The following is an 18,361-nucleotide window of genomic DNA, read 5'->3' on the forward strand; positions in this document are numbered from 1 at the left end:
GCGAGACTTCATGAAACGACCCAACTTCATTTTCATCGTGGCCGACGATCTCGGCTATGCCGACCTGGGCTGCTACGGCGGACGCGATGCCGTCTTCGGGCCGGTGTCGCCGGTACTCGACGGCCTCGCCGCGCGCGGCGCGCGTTTCACGCAGGGCTATGCCAATTCGCCGGTGTGTTCGCCGACGCGCTTCGGCATGATCACCGGCCGCTATCAGTACAGGCTGCGCGGCGCAGCCGAAGAGCCCATCAACAGCAAGAGCCGTGGCAGCACGACGCTCGGCTTGTCGCCGTCGCATCCGACCGTTCCTTCGCTGCTGAAAGACGCGGGCTACCGCACCGCCTTGATCGGCAAGTGGCATCTGGGCTCGCTGCCCACCTTCGGCCCGTTGCGCTCGGGGTACGAGGAGTACTTCGGGCCGATGTCGGGCGGTGTCGATTACTTCAGCCACTGCGACTCGACCGGCCAGCACGACCTGTGGGCCGGCGAAGAAGACCAGCAGGCGGAGGGCTACCTGACCGATCTGCTGTCGCGACGTGCGGTCGACTATGTCGAGCGCATGGCCAAGCAGGACGCCCCGTTCTTCCTGAGCCTGCACTACACCGCGCCGCACTGGCCCTGGGAAACGCGCGACGATATCGCCCACTCACCCGCCGTGAAGAACAACCTGTTCGACCTGGCCGGCGGCAACATCCACGTGTACCGCCGCATGATTCATCACATGGACGAGGGCATCGGCTGGTTGATGGCCGCGCTCGACAAGGTCGGACTGGCCGAGAACACCTTGGTCGTCTTCACCAGCGACAACGGCGGCGAGCGCTTCTCCGACAACTGGCCCTTGGTGGGCGGAAAGATGGATCTGACCGAAGGCGGTATACGCGTGCCCTGGATCGCGCACTGGCCCGATGTCATTGCGCCCGATAGCGAAAGCGCACAGCATTGCATGACGATGGACTGGTCGGCCACCATGCTTCACGCGGCTGGTGTGGCGGCCCACCCGGACTATCCCCTCGACGGCGTCTCGCTGATGCCCGTGCTGAGCGACATGACGAAGACTTTCGATCGCCCGCTCCACTGGCGCATGAAGCATCGCGGACAGCGGGCGATGCGGCATGGCGACTGGAAATACCTTTGCGTGGACGGCAACGATTACCTCTTCAACATTCCGAGCGACGAGCGCGAACGTGCCAATCGCGCGAAGCAGGAGCCCGAGCGGCTCGCAGCGATGCGACAGGCATGGCAGGCATGGAACGACACCATGCCTGCAATTCCCGAAGAGGCAACGGTCAGCCTCGGCTATTCCGCCAAGGACATGCCGCAGCGGTGAGGCCTCGCTGCACTCGCGGCGCGCAGCGTCAGTCGACCGCTCCCGCAGGCAGCGGCACACCTTGCGAGCGCACCACGCGGCGCAGGATGTCGGGGTAGTCGGTGATGATCCCGTCGATGCCCATCCGCATCAGGTTGGTCATGTCGACCTGCTTGTTGATGGTCCAGGGAATCACCTGGAAGCCCAGCGCCTGTGCTTCCTTCACCGCCGCGGCGTTCACCGTATTGCCGGCGGGCGACCACACGACCGGGCCTGGCGTGGCGCTGGCCGCGGCCTTCACCAACTGCGGGGTCGAGCCGAAGTCTGCGGCGTTCAACCCCGCCGTCCAGCGGCTGTCCTTGAGCGTGCGTGCCGTCGTGAGGTAGGCCCGCGGCATCTGCGGCGCCAGCTGGCCGACGAGCGCGAGCGAGCGCCAGTCGAAGCTCTGGATCGTCACGCGCTGCGCCATGCCGGCCTTGTCGATCTCGGCCAGCAGCGCACGCACCATCGCTTCGGGCGGCGCGCTGTCGTCCGGCCGCATCGGGTCGAGCTTGGTTTCGATGTTGAAGCGCACCGCGTGGGCACGGCGTTCCTTCACCAGTGCGAACACCGAAGCCAGGGTCGGGATGCGCTCGCCGTCCTTCGGCGTCTGCGTCGCAAACTGCTCGGCGTACGTGCTGCCCGGTCGCAACCGACCCACGTCGTAGACCTGCAGCTGGGCCAGCGTGAGCGAACGGATCAGCGGCCCGGCGGTGGGCAGCCAGGCGCCGGTGGCGTCGCGCGTGTGGTCGGGGTTCAGCGCCATGTCGTGCGACACCACGACCACGTCGTCGGCCGTCAGCGCGATGTCGAGTTCGAGCGTGTTCACGCCGAGCGAGATGGCCTGGTCGAAGGCGTTCAGTGTGTTCTCGGGCCACAGGCCCCGGCCGCCGCGGTGGGCCTGGATGTCGAAGGCGTGGGCAGCCGTGAGCGCGAGCGCCATCAGCGCCGCGACGAAGACGGTGCGTGTGCTTTTCATTTCAACGCGACCTTGATGTCGTCCTGTTGCACTGTGATGTCACCGATCTCGTAGGTCTTGCGGCCGACCGTCAGCTCTTCGGGCTTGAAGGTGCGCAGCGGGTAGTCGCGCAGCAGCTCCTGCGCCACCAGGCCGCCGATCTGCTGCAGCCGTTCGGCATCGCGGCCGTTCAGGCCCTGCAGCTCGATGCGCTCGGCGCGCGGGTCGTGCAGGCGCAGCGTCAGGGCCGGCACGTCGTACTTCAGCGCACTGCTCACCGACACGATGCCCTCGGCGCTCGACGGCTGGATCAGCGGACTGCCGATGGTCATCAGCGCCGTGATCGCCGCTCGGTTGCCGGCCGCATCGAGCACCAGCTTCGGGTCGCGCAGGGCCACCGAGAACAGCTCGGCATAGCGCTGGCGCACTGGAAAACGCTTGGCGATTTGCGCCTGCAGCTCGTCGCGGCCGATGGTGTACTCGCTGGTAAAGAAGTTGAAGCCGGCCAGCGCGGAGAAGGGCGTACCGGCGGCAGCGATGGCGAGCGCGCGCAGCAGGCCACGGCGCGCGGACGAGACGGGAAGAGGGGGATTGCGCATACCGCTGGGAGCTTGCCACAGGCCGAACGTTCCCCGGCGTCTTCAGTCCATTCGCGCGCCGGAGGCCTTCATTGCCTTTTCCCAGCGCGGTGTTTCGGTCGCCAGGAAGCGGCCGAATTCTTCGCTGCCCAGGTAGGCCGGGTCGGCGCCCTGGCTCACCATGCGCTCCCGCACGTCGGCGCTGGTCAGCACCTGCTTGAAGGCGTCGCTCAGCTTGGCCACGACGTCCTTGGGCGTGTCCTTGGGCGCGAGGAAGCCGTAGAAGCCCACCACCTCGAAACCCGGGATGCCGGACTCGATGACCGTGGGGACGTCGGGCAGCGCGGGGTTGCGCGCGCGACTCGTCACGGCCAACGCACGCACCTTGCCCTGCTTGTGGTAGTTGGCCGCTTGCGGGATCGACTCGGCCATGAACTGCACCTGCCCGCCCATCAGATCGGTGAAGGCGGGTGCGCTGCCGCGGTAGGGGATGTGCACCATGAACAGCCCGGTGGCCGACTTGAACATCTCGGGCACCAGGTGGCTGATGCCGCCATTGCCGGCCGAGCCGTAGTTGACCTGGCCTGGCCGCGCCTTGGCGTAGTCGACGAACTGCTTCAGGTTCTGCACGGGCAACTTGGGCGTGACCAGCAGGGCCAGCGGCTGCATGGCGGTGCGTGCGATGGGCACGAAGTCGCGCTGCGTGTTGTACGGCAGCTTGCTGTAGAGCGCGCCGTTGATCACCGCCACACCCGTGTTCGCGAGCATCAGCGTGTAGCCGTCGGCCGGGCTCTTGGCCACCATGTCGGCGCCCACCGACCCGCCCGCGCCGGGCTTGTAGTCGACGATGAGCGGCTGGCCGAGCACGGCCTGCAGCTTGTCGGTCAACAGGCGCGCATGCTGGTCGAGCGGTCCGCCGGCCGGAAAGCCGATGACGACCTTGATCGGCTTGTCGGGGTAGGCCGCGAGCGCGGTCGTGGCCATGCCGAGGGAAATCGCAGCGAAGGCCGCGGCGCGCGTGAGAGGGAATCGCATGGTCTGTCTCCTGATCTTGTGGAGACGATCATAAGCAGCACGCAGGTTGCGTCGGCGTGGTCAGAGTGCCCGTCGACGGGCGTAGCGCACCACCGTCACGCCCGCGCGTGCCTGGCGGGTGGAGGGCATCACCAGCACGCAATCGTCGAAGGGCGTGGCGACCGGCTCGCCGTCGTTCCAGCCGATCACGGTGCCGGCCTGTGCGATGACTTCGAGGCCGGTGAAGGGCTGGGCGAAGCGGAAGTCCGCGCTGCGCGCGACCACCGGGCCGGTCACGTCCAACGCCCACTGGCGCGGGGCGTCCGGCTGCAGCCAGCCGCCCAACTGCTGCGCGATCGCTGCGTCGTCGAGCGTGCCGGCGGCGCGAAGGAAGCGTGCGCACTGGTCCTGCGCCACAGTGCGGCTGGCCAGGGCGCCGTGGAAGCCGCACTCGACCAGCAAGGCTAGCGCATCGCTCGTCGGATCCGCGTCAGGCGCACCGAAGCGGCCGAAATCGCGCATGCGAACCCCGTCCTTGTGGCCCGCATCGATAACGACGTGCTCGGGGCTGCGCAACTGCCGCGCCAGCGCGAGGTTGCGCGGCATGGGGCCGGTGAGCGTCAGCGGCGGGGAGGGCTCGTGCATCGAATGCAGATCGAGCAGCCAGTCGGCCTGTTCGACATGCGACTGCAACGCCGCAGCGCGGCGGCGCTCCCGCGTGCCGCCTTCGGCGATCCGATCGGCCGACCACTGGCGGTTGAGGTCTTCATCGACGAAGCGCGACGCATCGTGGTCGGCGGGGTCGAATCGGTCGAAGGCCTCGAGGTTGCAGAAGGCCAGCGTCAGGCTGCCTCGCTGCGGCCGCACGCCGGCCTCCAGCAGGCCCTTCAAGGCCCAGGCGCCGCAGACCTCGTTGCCGTGGACCAGGGCGGAGATCATCACGTGGCGGCCGGGCGCGTCCGCGTCGAAGCGCCAGACGCCTTCGGTGCCGGTGTTGCCGGCGCGCCAGGCCGTGAGGTCGGGGGCAGGGAGATCGAAGGTCGACAGGGGCACGCTCACTCCTTGATGTTCGCGAACTGGACGATCTTCTGGTACTTCGCCGTCTCCGTGACCAGGAACCGGTCGAGGTCCACCGGCACCGCCGGGACGACCGAGCTGCTGGCTTCCATCTTCTTGCGGAAGTCGGGCGATTGCAGGATCTCGGCCAGCGCCTTCTTGAGGCGGGCCTGCACCGGCTCCGGCAGCTTGGCCGGCCCCAGCAGGGCGAACCAGACGCTGATGTCCAGGCCCTTCAGGGCCGAGCTTTCGCCGAGCGCGGGCACGTCCGGCGTGATGGCCGAGCGCTTGGCCTCGGTCGTGCCCAACGCCACCATCTTGCCGTTGCGGATGTAGGGCAGGGCGCTGGAGAGCACGAACATGCCGAACTCGATGTTGCCGCCCAGCAGGTCGTTGGTGAGCGGGGCCACGCCGCGGTAGGGCACATGCGTCATGAACACGCCGCCCTGCTGCTTGACCATTTCGCCCGCCAGGTGCAGCGAGGTGCCCACGCCCGAACTGCCATAGCTGTACTTGCCCGGGTTCTTCTTGAGCAGCGCCAGCAGGTCGTTGGCGTTCTTCACGCCGGCCGCTGGCGACGCGACGAGGACCAGCGGCTGCGACGCGACCAGGCCGATGGGCGTGAAGTCCTTGAGCTCATAGCGCACGCTGGGGTTGACCAGCCTGCTGATCGCCACCTCGTTGTTGGCGCCGACCAGCAGCGTGTAGCCGTCGGGCGCGGCATTGGCCACCTTCTGCGCGCCGATGGCGCCGCCGGCACCACCCACGTTCTCGATGACGACCGGCACACCGAGCCGCTGCGACAGCTCGAGGCCCACCGCGCGTCCGGTCAGGTCGGTCGAGCCACCCGGCGGGTAACCGATCACCAGGGTGATCGGCTTGCTCGGGTACACGTCGGCCAGGGCGGCGCCGGCCGAACAGGCCAGGCCGCACACGGCCAGGGTGACGCAGGAAAAGAGGGGACGGAACAAACGCATCGCGGTGGCCTCAGGGTGGGTGGAACTGCGCGAATTCTGCGAATGCCGCCCGCCGCCCGTGGTGCTGTTGATGCACGATCTCGTGCTGATTCGGCCCTGGTCAACGTGGCGTCATCGCGTGCCAGACGGCCTCGGCCAGATCGCCCAACCGGCGCTTCGGCCGGTACAGCCGCACCTCGAAGCGGATCTCCATGCGCCGCCCACCGACGGCGATCAGGCGGCCGGCCTTGCAGTCCGCCTGCACCATCGACCACGGCAACCAGGCGACGCCCAGGCCGCGGAGCACGTACTCGTACAGCGCGTCGGCCGAGTCGCATTCGATATGGCGCTTCAGGCGCGGCGCCTGCGCGTTGTTCACGAGCAGGTCTTCCACCATGCGGCCCATCGCCAGGGTGCGCGCATACGACAGGAAGGGCACGTCGCCGAGCATGTCGAACCCGTGCAGCGCGACGCCGTTGGCATCGGTGCGGGACACTGGCACCAGCTTGTCGGAGGCCACCGTCGCATGCGAAAACTGCCGACCGTCGAGCCGGAAGGTGAGCGCGGCGTGATGGAAGATCAGCGAGAAGTCGACCTCGTTGTGTTCGAGCATGCGAACGATCTCGGCCAGCGCGTTGGTCAGCACCCGGACCTCGCCTTGCCGCAGCACGGGTTGCAGCCGCACCAGCGCGTCGGCCAGCACCGTGCGCGCCAGGGTGCGGCCGGTGGCCACCGTCACTGTGCGCGCCTGGCGGCCGGCAACGCTGCGCATTTCCTCGCGCGAGCCTTCGACGCCGCGCACCACCTGCGTGGCGTTCTCCAGAAAGCTCTCGCCCGCAGGCGTCAGCGCGACCGGAGAACTGCCGCGCTCGACCAGTGCCGTTCCGGCCCATGACTCCAGCGCGCGGATGCGGCGGCCGAAGGCCGGGTGCGTGACATGGCGCAGTTCGGCCGCGCGCGTGAAGCTGCGGGTCTGCGCCAGCACGATGAAGTCTTCCATCCACTTGAGTTGCATGGCGTGGATTCTCCGGCCCGCGGCCGGAAGGGGCGCAGCAGGGCGTCAGTCGTGCAGCGACGACAGGAACTGCTTCAACTCCGGCGTCTGCGGATTGCTGAACAGCTCGGCCGGCGGCCCCATCTCGTGGACGCGGCCCTGGTGCATGAAGATCACGCGGTCGCCGACCTTGCGGGCGAAGCTCATCTCGTGGGTGACCATCAGGAGCGTCATGCCTTCGTCGGCCAACGACTCGACCACGCGCAGCACCTCGCCCACCAGTTCGGGGTCGAGCGCGGAGGTGATCTCGTCGCACAGCAGCACGGCCGGCTCCATCGCCAGTGCGCGGGCGATGGCCACGCGCTGCTGCTGGCCGCCGGAGAGCTGGTCAGGCATGGCGTCGAACTTCTCGGCCAGCCCGACGCGCGCGAGCAGCTTGCGCGCCTGTGCCGCGGCCTCGACCTGGCCGCGCTTCTTCACCAGCGTCGGCGCGAGCATCACGTTCTTGCCCACCGTGAGGTGCGGGAAGAGGTTGAAGCCCTGGAAGATCATGCCCACGCGCTGGCGCAGCTCGCGCATGGCCATCGCGCTCTCGTGCAGCAGCGGCTTGTTGTCCACCGAGAGCGAGCCTTCCTGGAACACCTCCAGCCCGTTGATGCAGCGCAGCAGCGTGCTCTTGCCCGAGCCGCTCTTGCCGATGATGGCGATCACCTCGCCGCGCTTGACGGTCAGGTCGATGCCCTTGAGCACCTCGTTGGTTCCGTAGGACTTGCGCAGCGCCGTGATCTGAACGATGGGTGCACCGGCGGCGACGTGGGCACCGCCTGCATCGGAAGCGGCGACGGCGGTGGAAGCAGATGAGTCAAGCACGGCGGACATGGGTCTTCCTCTCGAGATGTTTGGCGAACAGACTGATGGGGAAACACAGCGCGAAGTACATCAGCGCGACGCAGCTGAAGACCACGAAGGGCTGGAAGGTGGCGTTGGAAATCATGCTGCCGGCCTTGGTCAGTTCGACGAAGCCGATCACCGAGGCCAGCGCCGTGCCCTTGACCACCTGCACCAGGAAGCCGACGGTCGGCGCGGTCGCGATCTTCACGGCCTGCGGCAGGATCACGTGGCGCATCTGCTCGCCGAAGGTCAGCGCCAGGCTGCCCGACGCTTCCCATTGCCCCTTGGGGATCGAGGCCACGCAGCCGCGCCAGATCTCGGTGAGGAAGGCGCTGGTGTAGAGCGTGAGCGCCACGGTCGCGGCGGTCCACGCCGACACCTCGACGCCCATCAGTGCGATGCCGAAGTAGGCCAGGAAGAGCTGCATCAGCAGCGGCGTGCCCTGGAACAGCTGGACGTAGGTGCCGATCGCGCGGTCGAGCCACTTGCCCGCACGCAGCCGCAGGAAGAGCAGCAGCCCGCCCACCAGCCCGCCGCCGACGAAGGCGATCAGCGAGAGCACCACCGTCCAGCGCAGGGCCATCAGCAGGTTGCGCAGGATGTCCCAGAGAGAGAAGTCGTTCATGGCGTGCGTCCCCGGGGCTCAGCGGCCGAAGAAGAGTTTTGGACCGGCCCAGTTGAGCAGGCGGCGCAGGCCGACCGACAGCGCCAGGTAGATCAGCGTGGCGATGATGAAGGCCTCGAACGCGCGGAAGTTGCGGCTCTGGATCAGGTTGGCGGCATAGCTCAGGTCTTCCACCGAGATCTGGCTGCACACCGCCGAGCCGAGCATGACGATGATGATCTGGCTCACCATGGCGGGCCAGACCTTCTTGAGCGCGGGCGGCAGCACCACGCGCAGGAACACCTGCATGCGGTTGAGCGCCAGGCTCACGGCGGCTTCGATCTGCCCCTTGGGGGTGGCCTCGATGCCGGCGCGGATGATCTCGGTCGCGTAGGCGCCGAGGTTGGCCACCATCGCGATGATCGAGGCCGTCTCCGGCGTGAGCTTGACGCCCGCAGCCGGCAGCCCGAAGAAGATGAAGAAGAGCTGGACGATGAAGGGCGTGTTGCGGATCAGCTCCACATACGTGCCCACCACCCAGCGCAGCCACGCCGGGCCGCTGGAGCGGGCCCAGGCGCAGGCCACGCCCACCACCATGCCGATGAGCGTGGCGATGGCCGTGAGGCCGATGGTCCACGCCACGCCCTTGGCGAGCAGCCGCCAGTCGATCAGGACGGCGCCAAAGTCGAATTCCATGTGAGCCTTTCAGCAGGTGTTGTGACGCGGCAGCGTTTCAAGTCCCTTCCAGGGACACCGTGGAACCGGCTCCGCCGGGCCACTGGTGTCGCCCCCTTGAGGGGGAGGCGGCTACACGAAGTGAGCCGCTTCGGGGGTGGGGCTCATACGGGCAGGTCGCCCGCGGCCTTGCCCAGCCACTTCATCGACATCTTGTCCAGCGTGCCGTCCTTCTTCGCCGCGGCGATGATCTCGTTGACCTTGGCCTTCAGCGCCGTCTCGTTCTTCGCGATGCCCACGAAGCACGGGCTGTCCTTGAGCAGCAGCTTGTACTCGGCGCTGACCTTGGGGTTCTTGGCGAGCATGTCGGCCGCCACGGCGGCGCTGGTCGCGACGGTCTGCGTCTGGCCGGCCACGAAAGCGGCGATGGTCGCGTTGTTGTCCTCGAAGCGGCGGTAGTCGACGTTCGCGGGCGCCACCTTGTTCAGCTCCTGGTCTTCCATCGCGCCGCGCGTCACGGCCACCGTCTTGCCGGCCATGTCGGCGAAGCTGGTGAGCTTCAGGCTCTTGGCGGCGTACACGGCCTGGAAGAAGGGCGCGTAGGCGGCCGAGAAGTCGATGACCTTTTCGCGCTCGGCGTTCTTGCCCAGCGTGGAGATCACGAGGTCGGCCTTTTTCGTCTGCAGGTACGGGATGCGGTTGGCGCTGGTGACCGGCACCAGTTCGACCTTCACGCCCAGCTTGGCGGCGATGAGTTGCGCCATCTCGATGTCCAACCCGATGGGCGTCATCGTCTTGTCGACCGAGCCGTAGGGCGGGTAGTCGGTGGGCACGGCGACCTTGAGGGTCTTGGACTTCAGGATGTCGTCCAGCGCAGCCTGGGCGTGCGCGCCGCCAGCAGCGAACAACGCGGACGAGGCCAGCGCCAGCAGGGCGAGATGGCGCTTGGACAGGGTCAGAACGGACTTCATAGCAGAGCTCCTAGGTAAGTCGATGAATCGTCGGAAGGGGTGGCGGGTTTGGCGGAGGTCTTGCGGGTCGCCTTGCCTTTCACGGCAATGCTTGTATGCAAGACCTGTGCCTTAGGCTTGTCGCCCGAAGGCGTGCCCTGAAGCGGGGCCAGTGCATCGCGCAGGTGCGCGAGCGGGTCGTTCTGGGTTTGTTGGCGCAGTGCCGAATGCACCGTTCCGATGTGCTCGGCCATCAAGGCTTCGGCCGTTGCGGCGTCGCCCCGGGCCAGTGCATCGACGATGCGCACATGGTCGTCGCACGATTGCGCGGCATCGTGCGTCGACTGGTAGAGCATGGCGATCAAGGTGGTGCGCGCCGTGAAGTCGCGCAGCGTGTCGGCCAGCAGGTTGTTGCCCAGGCATTCGGCCAGGCAGACGTGGAAGTCGCCCAGCAGGTAGCTGCGTGCGCCCACGTCGCTGTCCTTGATGGCGGCCTTCTCGCGCTGCAGATGCTGCTTCAGGCGGCGCAGTGCCGCCTTGTCGATGCTGCCGGCACTGCGGATCAGGCCGACCTCGATCACGCGGCGCGCCTCGAAGGCCTCGCGCGCTTCGTCCTCCGACGGCTCGATGACGAACCAGCCCCGGCGCGCCGACACCGTGACGATGCCGCGCGCCGCCAGACGGGTGAGTGCTTCGCGCACGATGGTGCGGCTGCAGTCGAACAGCATGGCGAGCTGCTGTTCGCCCAGGCGCGAGCCGGGCGCCAGCTTGCGCGCCATCACCGCTTCGACGATGCGGGCACTGATTTCGGATGCGGAGATAGACATGCTCGGGTTGCAGCAGTTTTCGTGCCACTGGTATGCAAGATCGGTGCACCAAGCCGGTGAGCAGCACTGCGGTGCGTCGGCTTCCTTTGCGTGCGCCCGGCGCACCGCGCCAGGGAATGAATCCGCCAGGGGCTCGGCACCGTGGACCGGTTTCTGAAGGGGTGTTTGCTCGGTTCTCGCGTCCACGCATGCGGCCTACCATCGTGCGCAAGGCGCCCGACGCGGTGGCCTGGAGCGATAGCGATGCAGTTCAGTTTCTTCAAGCGGCACGAGCCCGAGGCCGCCCCGGCCCCGGCCGCGTCATCGACCGCAGCGGCTGCGGATGTCCCGCCCGTGGCGACGGCACCGGAACCGGTCGAGGGCTTTCTCACCTATGCGTTGCAGCTGGATGCGCAACGGCACATCAAGGGCTACAAGTTCGAATGGCATGAGGCGTCGGGCGGCGTCAACGCGTCCGACGACTTTCGCGCGCTTCTGCGCACGGTCGCGTCGAACCTCAACAGCGGCAAGGCGGGCTGGCGGCTCGGCAAGCTGGTGGTCTACCTCGACGCGACCGCCGAGGGCCTGGCGTTCGAGGAACTGCAGGCGCTGCCGCCCAAGAGCGTCGTGCTGTGCCTGCGGCTGGACGAACTGGCGGACAAGAAGATCTGGCCCACGGTCGAAGCACTGCGCGAGCGCGGCTTCGGCATCATGCTGTGCGACGTGAAGGTCTTGCCCGAAGCCCCGCCGGTAGTGGCCGCACCCGCACCCGCGCCCGCGGCACCCGCAGCCGACGGGGCCGAGTCCGTCGAAGAAGCGGAAGCGCCGGACCCCTTCGGCGCACTCGCCCTCATCACGCATCTGGATGTGGGCGACGGGCCCAGGGACATGGTCGACCGCGCGCGGCAGCTGCGCGGGCCGGGCAAGCCGGCCATCCACCCGATCGCGACGCGCATCGGCAGCTGGGCCGAGTTCGACGCCTGCGCCGCCCGCCGGCTCGACGCTTTCGTGCGCGGCAAGGAGGCGATCATGGCCGAGACGAAGCCGGGCACGGCGCTGCAGCCCGAATCGGTACTGATCATCCGCGTGATGCAGATGATCCAGCGCAACGAGGACGTGCGCGCCATCGAGGCGGCGCTCGCGCACGACCAGGCACTCACGGCCCGCCTGCTGCACCACATCAACACGCTGACTATGGGCCACAACGTCGAGGTGCATTCGCTGCACCACGCGGTGGCGCTGCTCGGCTTCGGGCCACTGTTCCGCTGGCTGTCGCTGCTGCTGGCGACCAGCACCAAGGCCAGCGCCATGGCGTACATGACGAAGAAGGCCATCATGCGCGGCCGCTTCGTCGAGCTGATGGGACAAGGCACGCTGCCGGCGGACGAGTCCAACAACCTGTTCGTGTCGGGCATGTTCTCGCTGATCGACCGGGTGCTGGGCGTCCCCATGGAAGAGGTGCTGGCCAAGGTGCAATTGCCCGAAGCAGTGCAGGACGCCGTGCGCACCCGCGGCGGCATCTACGGCCCGTTCGTCGCGCTGGCCGAATCCTGCGAGATCGACGCCGCAGAGGCTGCCGCGCTGGCGGCATCAATCGGACTGAGCACCGAGAAGGTCAATGCATCGCACCTGGCGGCGATGGCCTGGGCGCTGGACGTGAACCCCGCCGAGGTGACGTACTGAGTCGCTTGTGCCAGACGTTCATCATCTGCGTGAGCACTGCGCCTAGGCGCGATGCGAACGCGTTCGCGGAGCAGAAACCGCCCGCTGTGCTGCACGGGCCGTGTCGAGCGCGTCGGCCAGTTTCGCCGGCACCGGCAGCGGTTCGACATGCCAGCGCGCTACCAGCAGTTCGGCGCACAGCACCGCGAAGCTGAGGCCGCGCGAGCCGAGCGCGCTGCACAGCCAGGGGCCGTGCGGCATCTGCGGATCGCAGGGGCCGACGAGCGGGCGACGGTCGTGCGATGCGCAGCGCACGCCGGCCCAGGCCTGCACTTTGCCTTGCGAGAACGCATCGCCCAGCATCGCCGCCGCGCCGGGGTGCAGCCGTGCAAGACGTCCACGGTTGGCCGCGGTGTCGACGTCGTGCGTCGATGCGTCGCAGCTGTCGCGGTCGAAGGTGGCGCCGGTCAGCCAGAAGGCGCCGTCGGCATCGGGCACATGGGCGATGAAGTGGCCGTCGCCGTTGAGCGGTGTCGGGGGCAGTTCGGGCGCCAAGTTCATGCTGCCCCACGCGACCTGGCCGCGCACGGGTTGCAGGGTCAGGTGTGGGGCCAATGCGGTGCTCTCGAAGCCCGCGGCGATCACGACGCGGTCGGCTTCGACGAGCAACCGGCCTTCAGCGTCGAAAAGCTGCAAGCCGGTTGAGTCCGTACTGGCCTCGATGCGCGCCACACGCGCGCCGCAGCGCACCGTCACACCCGGCTGCGCGAGCCAGGCCGCCACGAGACGCGCCGGCTTGGCCCAGCCGCCGCCAGCATGCCAGAGCGCTGTGGTCTCGTTGGGCAGTCCGGCCGATTGCAGTCGCCCCGCATCGGCGCGCCACGATTCGTTCGGCCCTTCCGCCGACCAACCGATCGGCAGCCGCTCATCAACCGGCGCGCGCCGCTCGATCACGCCGCTGGCGCGCCAGTCGACGCCTTCCTCGAGCCTGTCGTGCAACGCTTGCAATGTCAGCCGCAGGCCCGCGCGCGTGAGCCGCGAGAGCAGGGCGTCGTCAGGCGAGACATGCGGCGCGAACACGGCGGCCGGTACGCCGGAGGCACCGGCGGCGGGTTGCTCGGCAGCGTCGAGCACCGTCACGCGCCAACCGCGGCGGGCCAGGCTGGCCGCCACGGCCGCACCAGCCAGGCCGGCCCCGATCACGGCGCAGTGGCCGGGCGTCGCCACCTCGGCCACCGGTGCGCGCCGCCGCACGGTCCACGTCGGTGCGAACTCGGCTTCGAGGCCGTCGCGACCTGTCGACCTATGCACGGTGAAGCCGTTGTGCGCCAGCGTGTCGCGCACCTGTTGCGCGCTGCTCGACGTGGCGATGCGGGTGCCGACCCGCGCGAAGCGGGACACGGCTTTGAGCGTGTCGGGCGTCCACAAAGCCGGGTTCGACTCCAGGCTGGAGCCGTCGAGAACGATGGCGTCGGCCTCGAAGCGCTGCGCGCGCAACATCGTCGGCACGTCGCCGATGCACAGCGTGAGCAGCACATGGCCACCATCGAACGACAAGCGATGGAAGCCGCGCAGCAGCCCGTGCCATTGCGCTGCGAGCAACGTGGCGAGTTCGGAAAATTGTGGGTCGGCGCCCGCCGCGCGCAGCAACTCGTCGCTCGACACCGGATGCGCCTCGATGGCCACGACATGCAGCATGCGTGGCCGCTGCGGGTCGTCGCGCCACGCCTGCCACGTCGCCAAAAAGTTCAGACCGACCCCGAAGCCGACCTGAAGAACGCTCCACTGCGGCCGACCGGCCCATGCCCCGGCCACGCTCTCGGCGCGCCAGGCGACCGGCTCGGCCATCGTGTCAGGCCGTGGGCGGGACGTAGCCTTGCGCCACGTCGGCGCCTTCGCCGAAGAAGTGCTTCTCCATCTGGCGCTTGAGGTATTCGCGGGCGCGCTGGTCGGCCAGGTTCAGGCGGTTCTCGTTCACCAACATCGTCTGTTGCTTGAGCCAGGCGGCCCATGCTTCCTTGCTGACGTTTTCCCACAGGCGTTTGCCGAGGTCGCCAGGGTAGGGCGGAAAGTCGAGCCCCTCTGCCTCTTTGCCGAGCTTGATGCACTGGACCATGCGTGCCATTTTGTTTTGCCTTCGTGTGTGGGTTGTCGGGCGTGCCGCTGTGCGGCGCCCGCTTAGTTGATTTCGCTATTTAGAACTGAGAACTCGGTCGTTCCCTGTTCCTTATGCCGTATCCAGAATCGGCGACTTCATCGATATGCCCCTTGCGCAGAACAGAGAGCAGACCCCCATGAGCCATCGCCGCGACTTTATCAAGCTTTCCCTCGGCGCCGCCTTCGCAAGCGCCATGGCCCTTTCGGCCGTGCCCGCCTTCGCCCAGATGGTGACCCTGCTCAACGTGTCGTACGACCCGACGCGCGAGCTGTACGTCGACTACAACAAGGCCTTCGCCACCTACTGGAAGGGCAAGACCGGGCAGGACGTGGTGATCAAGCAGTCGCACGGCGGCTCGGGCAAGCAGGCGCGCTCGATCATCGACGGCATTGACGCCGACGTCGCCACGCTGGCGCTGGCCGGCGACACCGACGCGCTGGTCAAGCACGGCGGCTTGGTCAAGGCCGACTGGCAGAAGCGCCTGCCGCACAACTCGGCGCCGTACACGTCGACCATCGTGTTCCTGGTGAAGAAGGGCAACCCCAAGGGCCTGAAGGACTGGGACGACCTCATCAAGCCCGGCGTTCAGGTGATCACCCCCAACCCGAAGACCTCGGGCGGCGCCCGCTGGAACTACCTGGCCGCCTGGGAATTCGCCAAGCGCAAATACGGCGGTCCAGACGGTGGTGACAGCAAGGCCAAGGACTTCGTCGCCAAGCTCTACAAGAACGTGCCGGTGCTCGACACCGGCGCCCGCGGCTCGACCATCACCTTCGTCCAGCGTGGCGTCGGCGACGTGCTGCTGGCCTGGGAGAACGAGGCCTACCTGGCGCTCAAGGAATTCGGCCCCGACAAGTTCGACATCGTCGCGCCCTCGATCAGCATCCTGGCGGAGCCCACCGTGACGTTCGTCGACAAGGTGGTCGACAAGAAGGGCACGCGTGCCGTCGCCGAGGAATACCTGAAGTACCTCTACTCGGACGAAGGCCAGGACATCGCCGGGCGCAACTACTACCGCCCGACCTCCGACAAGGCCAAGGCGAAATACGACAAGCAGTTCCCCAAGCTGACGCTGTTCACCATCGACCAGGCCTTCGGGGGCTGGGAGAAGGCCGACAAGGCGCACTTCGCGGACAACGCGTCGTTCGACCAGATCTACACCAACAAGTGACCCCACCCGGAAGCATGGTGTGGCTGTTCTCCTGATGGCCGGCAGCCGACCATCGGCGCGTAGTGGCCTCATGGCAAGGGGTGCCGGGCGCAGCCGCCATGCCTTCTGCAGCGCTGTGCACGCGGCGCCGTCCTACCTTCGACAGGCGTGATGCACGCCGGCCATTGGCCCGGTTCATCGCTTGAATGATGGCTTGTGTAGATCGCCCGCTCTCGCTGCCGTGAGTCGGCCCTCACCGTCGAAGGAGAAACCATGTCTTACCCGCTCAAGCACGCCCGAACTGCGCGCATGGCACTTGCGTTTGTGACCGGCCTGACTGTCGCCTTGGGCGCGCAGTCGCAGTCGACTGGTAACCCCAAAGGGACCGTTTCGCCATCCGACACCACGGCACCTAAAGCTGGCGCGGCCATCCGGCCCGGTCAACCGAACATGAGCGGCGCCGATGGCGGAAAGCTGGTGGGCGACGAAGCGCAAGCGCGGGCGCGAATGCAAAGCGGCAAGACGCCGGGCAGCGGCACCGAAGGCGGCCTGTCGACGGGTCAGGGCTCGGCGACCGGTGAGCCAGCGTCTCGCTCGAACAAGGGATCGGCGCCCGCCCGCCCGGTGCCGCCAGCGCGCTGAGCTGAGGCGTTGCGTCGCGATGGCACGTCGGGCGCTTCGTGGACCCTGAAACGGTATCGCAACTTAACCTGTGTTAATGCACGCCCGGGCGTGAGGATGCACTCTCGGCGTCGGGAATGCCATGCTGACTCAAAACGTCCTTCGCAACAACGCTTCAGAAATCTCGCACGCGGAGCGCGCGCTGCTGGAAAGCGCGATCGAGCGCACGCAGACCTACGACCCAGGGCACGTGGTCGTCCGCCAAGGGGTGAAGGTTGACATCAGTCTGCTGCTCGTCGATGGGCTGATGAGCCGACATATCGACGCCCCGGATGGGCGACGGCATTTGGTGGGCTTGCACGTGCCCGGGGACTTCGTTGATCTGCACGCCTATCCCCTGGAAAAGTTGGACCATGACGTCGCGGCACTTACCCAGGTCCGGGTCGCCGTCTTCCCCCATGCGTCGCTGGAAGCGATCCAGGCCTCCGATAACCGGCTCACACGGCGGCTCTGGTTTCTGACGCTGCTCGATGCAGCCCAGCACCGCCAGTGGATCTACCGGCTGGCCAGCCTCAATGCCTCGCAACGCGTCGCGCACTTCTTGTGTGAGATGAATGCTCGTCTGTTGGCGATTGCCGCCTCGGAGGGAGACGCTTTCACACTGCCTATGACGCAAACCGATATTGGCGAGGCGTGCGGTCTCACCAACGTGCATGTCAGTCGGGTGCTGCGTCAGCTTCGGGATTCGAACATGTGCAGCGTGCGTGGGTCGCGGGTCGACATCATCGACCTCAAGGCCCTGGTTGCGCATGCCTTTTTCGACCCCGCCTTTCTTTTCCTCAACGATCGAACAGCTGCCCGAGCGATCGGCGCGAAGGAGGGTTGCAATGACTCGAAGCCACGCGGATAAGCCGCGCGAAGATGCCGGTCATGCCTCGGCCGAGGATGGTCTGGTGATTCTGGATGGACCCGACGGGGTCGCCGTCACGATGACGCCCGACGCCGCGACGCAGACGGCCCAGAGTCTCCAAGCCGCTGCGCAGCTTGCGCGCACCCAGGTGAGGAGAGACCTTTGATGGCGCCGGACACACCTCAGTGGAGAAGCAACCTTCTCCAAAAGATCGGCGGATACGGATTCTCGGATCCACTGCTTCTGGCGGTGGCTGGCGCGATTTGCGCCAAACGTGCCCTGACCGACGAACAACGGCGATATGCCGGCGAGTTCGAAGCGCGGCTTGGCCATGAGGGCCACGCCGCAGCCCTGCGGATCCAAGGATTCGACAACCCGGAGCGCAACGGCTCGATGCGGTGCCATGCTGCACCTGCTCGCGCCTGCGCAAACTGAAACGGTGGCGTGAGCAGTGAAGGTCCTGGTCGTCGACGACAACGAAGCGGCGGCGGACCTTCTCGCAGAGCTGCTGGCGGATGAGCACGCCGTGCGGGTCGTGTATTCCTCGGCACAGGCATGCAATGCGGTCCTCGAGGAGACCTTCGATGTCGCCCTGGTAGATATCAAACCGCGAAACGCGCCGGGAAACATGTTGGCGGGTCAGCTGCGTGATGCCTTGCCTGCGCTCGTCCTGGTCGCCGTCACCGCCAGCTCGGTTCAGGACATCCAGGACGACCCCGCTTTTGCGATGGCCTTTTCATGCATTCTTCAAAAGCCCATTCATTTCGAGGAATTGGCGATCTATCTGCGCACGCTCGGTGGGCGACAGGAAGCGTTCCGCTCCACGGATGCAAACGGTCTCGCTTTAACGCGCGCCTCCTGACATCGATGCCATAGAACGGGCCGCCCCGCGCATTGAATGGCGCCGGAACTGTTCGTCACTTTCGAATCATCGCGCGGGCTGGATCACACGGGCGGTGTGGGTCTGGCCAGCATGCCGGCCCTTGCTCGCAGGGGCGGGGCTCACCGCGCGATCGGGTTAGCGGGCACGTCA

21 protein-coding genes are annotated in these 18,361 nt (G+C 67.3%); 8 read left to right on the forward strand and 13 right to left on the reverse strand.

From position 1 onward, the window contains the following. Positions 1–10 precede the first annotated feature (10 nt). The gene (locus tag ACSFA0_RS18345) at positions 11–1,327 is read left to right on the forward strand and encodes a sulfatase family protein (RefSeq protein WP_435451690.1); all 1,317 of its coding nucleotides are present in this window, start codon (positions 11–13) and stop codon (positions 1,325–1,327) included. A 28-nt stretch (positions 1,328–1,355) separates the two neighbouring features. Here ACSFA0_RS18345 and ACSFA0_RS18350 read toward each other — a convergent pair whose 3' ends face one another. The 11 genes from ACSFA0_RS18350 to ACSFA0_RS18400 form a co-directional block, all read right to left on the reverse strand. Continuing rightward, entirely contained in the window at positions 1,356–2,324 is a 969-nt protein-coding gene (locus tag ACSFA0_RS18350) for a glycerophosphodiester phosphodiesterase (protein ID WP_435451691.1), read from the reverse strand. Continuing rightward, positions 2,321–2,902, reverse strand: coding sequence for a DUF1439 domain-containing protein (locus ACSFA0_RS18355; protein WP_435451692.1), 582 nt, complete (start codon positions 2,900–2,902; stop codon positions 2,321–2,323). Before ACSFA0_RS18355 ends, ACSFA0_RS18350 begins: the two co-directional genes overlap by 4 nt. Before the next feature lie 42 nt (positions 2,903–2,944). Next, on the reverse strand, positions 2,945–3,916 hold the full coding sequence (locus ACSFA0_RS18360) for a Bug family tripartite tricarboxylate transporter substrate binding protein (RefSeq protein WP_435451693.1): 972 nt from the start codon (positions 3,914–3,916) through the stop codon (positions 2,945–2,947). 60 nt (positions 3,917–3,976) lie between these two features. Then, positions 3,977–4,954 carry a M14 family metallopeptidase gene (locus ACSFA0_RS18365; protein WP_435451694.1) on the reverse strand — a complete coding sequence of 326 codons (978 nt, stop codon included), beginning with the start codon at positions 4,952–4,954 and terminating at the stop codon, positions 3,977–3,979. Continuing rightward, positions 4,951–5,928 (reverse strand): Bug family tripartite tricarboxylate transporter substrate binding protein, encoded by a 978-nt coding sequence (locus ACSFA0_RS18370; protein WP_435451695.1) that lies wholly within the window; start codon positions 5,926–5,928, stop codon positions 4,951–4,953. Before ACSFA0_RS18370 ends, ACSFA0_RS18365 begins: the two co-directional genes overlap by 4 nt. 100 nt (positions 5,929–6,028) lie before the next feature. Then, complete coding sequence (locus tag ACSFA0_RS18375; RefSeq protein ID WP_435451696.1) at positions 6,029–6,922, reverse strand: LysR family transcriptional regulator; 894 nt, start codon at positions 6,920–6,922, stop codon at positions 6,029–6,031. Positions 6,923–6,967: 45 nt separating this feature from the next. Next, the gene (locus ACSFA0_RS18380; RefSeq protein ID WP_435451697.1) at positions 6,968–7,780 is read right to left on the reverse strand and encodes an amino acid ABC transporter ATP-binding protein; all 813 of its coding nucleotides are present in this window, start codon (positions 7,778–7,780) and stop codon (positions 6,968–6,970) included. Further along, entirely contained in the window at positions 7,764–8,417 is a 654-nt protein-coding gene (locus ACSFA0_RS18385) for an amino acid ABC transporter permease (protein WP_435451698.1), read from the reverse strand. Before ACSFA0_RS18385 ends, ACSFA0_RS18380 begins: the two co-directional genes overlap by 17 nt. A gap of 18 nt (positions 8,418–8,435) precedes the next feature. Further along, positions 8,436–9,092 carry an amino acid ABC transporter permease gene (locus ACSFA0_RS18390; protein WP_435451699.1) on the reverse strand — a complete coding sequence of 219 codons (657 nt, stop codon included), beginning with the start codon at positions 9,090–9,092 and terminating at the stop codon, positions 8,436–8,438. Positions 9,093–9,235: 143 nt separating this feature from the next. After that, positions 9,236–10,042 carry a transporter substrate-binding domain-containing protein gene (locus tag ACSFA0_RS18395; RefSeq protein ID WP_435451700.1) on the reverse strand — a complete coding sequence of 269 codons (807 nt, stop codon included), beginning with the start codon at positions 10,040–10,042 and terminating at the stop codon, positions 9,236–9,238. Continuing rightward, positions 10,039–10,848, reverse strand: a complete 810-nt coding sequence (locus ACSFA0_RS18400) for a GntR family transcriptional regulator (RefSeq protein WP_435451701.1) — start codon at positions 10,846–10,848, stop codon at positions 10,039–10,041. Before ACSFA0_RS18400 ends, ACSFA0_RS18395 begins: the two co-directional genes overlap by 4 nt. Positions 10,849–11,091: 243 nt before the next feature. On the opposite strand from ACSFA0_RS18400, the gene ACSFA0_RS18405 reads away from it, so the two are divergent. Continuing rightward, positions 11,092–12,510, forward strand: coding sequence for an EAL and HDOD domain-containing protein (locus tag ACSFA0_RS18405; RefSeq protein ID WP_435451702.1), 1,419 nt, complete (start codon positions 11,092–11,094; stop codon positions 12,508–12,510). Positions 12,511–12,552: 42 nt separating this feature from the next. On the opposite strand, the gene mnmC1 is transcribed toward ACSFA0_RS18405, so the two are convergent. Together mnmC1 and ACSFA0_RS18415 are read right to left on the reverse strand one after the other, a co-directional pair. Then, the gene (mnmC1, locus tag ACSFA0_RS18410; RefSeq protein WP_435451703.1) at positions 12,553–14,337 is read right to left on the reverse strand and encodes an FAD-dependent 5-carboxymethylaminomethyl-2-thiouridine(34) oxidoreductase MnmC1; all 1,785 of its coding nucleotides are present in this window, start codon (positions 14,335–14,337) and stop codon (positions 12,553–12,555) included. 4 nt (positions 14,338–14,341) lie between these two features. Beyond that, on the reverse strand, positions 14,342–14,614 hold the full coding sequence (locus ACSFA0_RS18415; protein ID WP_435451704.1) for an oxidative damage protection protein: 273 nt from the start codon (positions 14,612–14,614) through the stop codon (positions 14,342–14,344). Between the two features lie 169 nt (positions 14,615–14,783). On the opposite strand from ACSFA0_RS18415, the gene ACSFA0_RS18420 reads away from it, so the two are divergent. The 6 genes from ACSFA0_RS18420 (at position 14,784) to ACSFA0_RS18445 (ending at position 18,190) form a co-directional block, all read left to right on the forward strand. Beyond that, positions 14,784–15,818, forward strand: a complete 1,035-nt coding sequence (locus ACSFA0_RS18420; RefSeq protein ID WP_435451705.1) for a sulfate ABC transporter substrate-binding protein — start codon at positions 14,784–14,786, stop codon at positions 15,816–15,818. Positions 15,819–16,070: 252 nt separating this feature from the next. Continuing rightward, positions 16,071–16,439, forward strand: coding sequence for a hypothetical protein (locus ACSFA0_RS18425; protein ID WP_435451706.1), 369 nt, complete (start codon positions 16,071–16,073; stop codon positions 16,437–16,439). A 121-nt stretch (positions 16,440–16,560) separates the two neighbouring features. After that, the gene (locus ACSFA0_RS18430) at positions 16,561–17,328 is read left to right on the forward strand and encodes a Crp/Fnr family transcriptional regulator (protein ID WP_435451707.1); all 768 of its coding nucleotides are present in this window, start codon (positions 16,561–16,563) and stop codon (positions 17,326–17,328) included. Next, positions 17,306–17,494 carry a hypothetical protein gene (locus ACSFA0_RS18435; RefSeq protein WP_435451708.1) on the forward strand — a complete coding sequence of 63 codons (189 nt, stop codon included), beginning with the start codon at positions 17,306–17,308 and terminating at the stop codon, positions 17,492–17,494. The genes ACSFA0_RS18430 and ACSFA0_RS18435 overlap by 23 nt, the downstream gene beginning before the upstream one ends. After that, on the forward strand, positions 17,494–17,763 hold the full coding sequence (locus tag ACSFA0_RS18440; protein ID WP_435451709.1) for a hypothetical protein: 270 nt from the start codon (positions 17,494–17,496) through the stop codon (positions 17,761–17,763). The genes ACSFA0_RS18435 and ACSFA0_RS18440 overlap by 1 nt, the downstream gene beginning before the upstream one ends. Before the next feature lie 16 nt (positions 17,764–17,779). Continuing rightward, entirely contained in the window at positions 17,780–18,190 is a 411-nt protein-coding gene (locus ACSFA0_RS18445; RefSeq protein ID WP_435451710.1) for a response regulator, read from the forward strand. Positions 18,191–18,361: the final 171 nt, after the last annotated feature.

It is taken from the genome of Variovorax restrictus, from assembly GCF_051216715.1.
Taxonomy (GTDB): domain Bacteria; phylum Pseudomonadota; class Gammaproteobacteria; order Burkholderiales; family Burkholderiaceae_C; genus Variovorax.